The organism is Pseudovibrio flavus, from assembly GCF_009711345.1.
GTDB classification, from domain to species: Bacteria; Pseudomonadota; Alphaproteobacteria; order Rhizobiales; family Stappiaceae; genus Pseudovibrio; species Pseudovibrio flavus.
In genome coordinates this window covers 1-362 of record NZ_SMMA01000046.1, presented here as the reverse complement: position 1 = coordinate 362, position 362 = coordinate 1, and the positions used below count along the sequence as shown (strand labels likewise).

Below are 362 nucleotides of genomic sequence, written 5' to 3'. Positions count from 1 at the left end.
CAATCCACGCCCCCGCGTGGGGGGCGGCTGTGGAGACGTTTTTGTGTCGCGTAGTCGGCCGAGTTTCAATCCACGCCCCCGCGTAGGGGGCGGCATCAGGTTCTCGATATCTTGCTTGGACTGGTGAAGTTTCAATCCACGCCCCCGCGTAGGGGGCGGCAACGCTTTAGAGAGCTTTCTAAACGCGAGCGCTGGTTTCAATCCACGCCCCCGCGTAGGGGGCGGCACCAAGCGCTGGCAAACCCGCCGCCGCTTGCACTTGTTTCAATCCACGCCCCCGCGTGGGGGGCGGCAGCCGCGTAGAGTTGTTCTACAGATTAATGCCCCAGTTTCAATCCACGCCCCCGCGTGGGGGGCGGCTG

The 362-nt window shown here is 64.1% G+C and carries 1 CRISPR repeat array.

Annotation, left to right across the window (positions count from 1 at the left end):
- Positions 1 to 62: 62 nt before the first annotated feature.
- Positions 63 to 361: direct repeats of the CRISPR family, unit length 33 nt; unit sequence GTTTCAATCCACGCCCCCGCGTAGGGGGCGGCA.
- Between the last annotated feature and the right edge of the window lies 1 nt (position 362).